This is a genomic window from Nitrospirota bacterium (genome assembly GCA_040756155.1).
GTDB lineage: Bacteria > Nitrospirota > Thermodesulfovibrionia > JACRGW01 > JBFLZU01 > JBFLZU01.
This window is the reverse complement of the sequence record JBFLZU010000039.1, coordinates 1-2,541: the sequence shown is the minus strand read 5'-3', so window position 1 is coordinate 2,541 and position 2,541 is coordinate 1. Positions and strand designations below refer to the sequence as shown.

3 protein-coding genes are annotated in these 2,541 nt (G+C 38.3%); 1 reads left to right on the top strand and 2 read right to left on the bottom strand.

The window, feature by feature from the left end; all coding sequences use genetic code 11:
• A partial coding sequence (locus AB1488_03390; protein MEW6409140.1) for a hypothetical protein occupies nucleotides 1-221 on the top strand: 221 nt, incomplete at its 5' end.
• Here AB1488_03390 and AB1488_03385 read toward each other — a convergent pair.
• Together AB1488_03385 and AB1488_03380 are read right to left on the bottom strand one after the other, a co-directional pair.
• The gene (locus AB1488_03385; protein MEW6409139.1) at nucleotides 205-1,800 is read right to left on the bottom strand and encodes a GspE/PulE family protein; all 1,596 of its coding nucleotides are present in this window, start codon (nucleotides 1,798-1,800) and stop codon (nucleotides 205-207) included. The genes AB1488_03390 and AB1488_03385 overlap by 17 nt on opposite strands.
• Nucleotides 1,788-2,541, bottom strand: a 754-nt coding sequence (locus AB1488_03380; protein ID MEW6409138.1) for an ATPase, T2SS/T4P/T4SS family, incomplete at its 5' end; no start/stop codon positions are given. The genes AB1488_03385 and AB1488_03380, both read right to left, overlap by 13 nt.

The following is a 2,541-nucleotide window of genomic DNA, read 5'->3' as shown; positions in this document are numbered from 1 at the left end:
TGCACAGGGACTTAAACGCTGCCATAACCATAAAGAATGAAGGGTTAAATCAGCTACCTATGGAGCATAGGGAAGCTATCCTGTCCCGAAGGGTCGGGACAGGAAGATACGCCTGTGGAGATGAGGCCTCTACCCTGGCTATGCTGGGATACCTAAACAGTATCCCGTATGTCAGGGCAAGTCTCCTCTATGAAGCAGGAAGCCTCACAGCTTTAGCGTGAGGTAGCTCACGCTTGAAGATATGGGAACGAATCTCTCTACTTCCTGAATGGAAGTTATTCCTTCAGATATTAGATGTTTTGCTGTTTCTTTCATTGTATATGTCTGCTGTCTAATTGACCTTTCAAATGGTGCTGTATCATCCACAAAATTAGTCTCTTTTAAAATATTCTTAACATCAGGGGTAATTGATAGAATCTCCCCTAGAGCTGTCCTGCCTATATACCCTACCCCACCACATTTATCACAACCACGAGGAAACCAAAAACCTGATGGGAATAATCCACCATAATGATAGCGGTAGGTCTCAATCTCCATACCCAGTGCTTCTGCACATTTTTCTTCTTCACAGACATATTCTTTACAGTGAACACAGAGTTTTCTCACAAGTCTTTGTGCTATAGAAGCCTTTGTAACGTTTAACAATATGTCTTTGGGAATTCCAAGATCGATGAGTCTACTAAAAACACCTGCTGCGGTATTTGCATGTATTGTGGCAAGGACAAGATGCCCTGTTATTGCAGCCCTGAGGGATTCTGCTGCTGTTTCTCTATCTCTTACCTCACCTATAAGTATTACATCGGGGTCGTGTCTTAAGAATGACCTTATGGCTGCTGAAAAGGTAACACCCCTTTCCTCGTTATACTCAACCTGCACAATTCCAGGTAGCCTAATCTCCACAGGATCCTCTATTGTGAGAATCAACGAATCTCTGCGTTTATTCTTTATATCAAGAAGAGAATAGAATGTTGTTGTTTTTCCAGAGCCCGTAGGTCCAGCGATGAAAATAATCCCGTATGGCAGAGATATAAGCTTCTTTAGTATTTCTATCGTATCGGAAGTATATCCCAGGCTTTCTAATGGAATTATACTGTTCGCCTTTGCATAAAGTAGTCTCATTGCAATATTTGCAGTAATTGAATTGTCTGATGAAAATACAGGAACAGATGAGACTCTCACATTTACTCGCCTTTTAAGAACTTCTGTCATGAAAGAAGCGTCATGAAGTTCATGGTATTCTGATTGATTTATTTTTTGTGTCATCTGATATATTTTATTTATAAGCCTGCTATGAAAATCACCACTATTGGGAATGGATTCTATAAGATTTAGGAAACCGTCTATTCTGAAAATAATCTCTGTGGTCATATCTATAGAATTGTAATTTATGTGTATGTCAGAAGCAGAAGTATTGACTGCCCTTTCTATTAATGTGTCTACAATTTTCCCTATATCATTTGTATCCCGTATTTCCTCCAGGGAGCTTATTATTTCCGATATAACATCTCTTGTTGTCAGAACAATACCAGCACGGTATCCAGCAAGTATGTCAATGAAAGGGTCGGCAGTAAAAATTTCCCCAGTTGTCAGAGGGATACATAGTTTTTGCTTTAACTTTGATACCCCTACGCTTTCAACTACTTTCATATCGACAGGTGGGTAGGGCGTTCCATCTTTTCTATAAAATTTCATTGCAAAACTAGATGCTACTTTTGAAAGAAAGACCTCTTCTTCTGGCTCATCTTCTATCTTTTGAAGTTCACGCCAGAATTTCTCTTTGTTTATAGTTACCTTTTCCAAAGGTTTTGCCTCTCTATTTCTGAGTTTAACTGATATGTTTTCCCTTCACGGATAAGGCTCTTGACAGCCTCTGTGGCAAAGAGATACTCATAATCTATATTACCATCTACAATCTTTACATATAGAGCACCATTAAAAACACCACTTAGTAGCGCTCTTGCTCTCTTTTCATCTCCACTTTCATAATAACTTATTAACTTTTCTATACCTTCTATGATAGAGCCTCCATGTACAGTAGTTATAACCAGGTGGCCGGTCTCTGCAAGTGTGATTGAAAGTTCTGCTGACTCTCTATCTCTTACCTCTCCGACAAATATAATATCAGGGCTTTGTCTTACGCATTGACTTAGGGCAATATTGAATCCTTTAACATCAGAACCGATTTCTCTCTGCGATATAACGGATCTATCTTCCTCCAGCAAGTATTCGATAGGATTTTCTATTGTTATTATATGTTTTAGATATTTAGAATTTATTAGATTTAAAGCGGAGAAAATCGCTGTGGTTTTACCAGAAGATGTTTTGCCAACTACTATCGTAAGTCCTTTTTCAATATTAAATAAATTCTCAAAAACATTTGGAGAAAATATAGACATAAATTCAGGTATTTCATCCATCAGTACCCTTATTGCAATCTTTGGATAGCCCAGAGATTTGTAATAATTCGCCCTGAATCTTTTCCCGTTCAAAGAAAAAGAGAAATCATATGAGTCTTCTGTTTTTAGAATATCTTGAGGGACA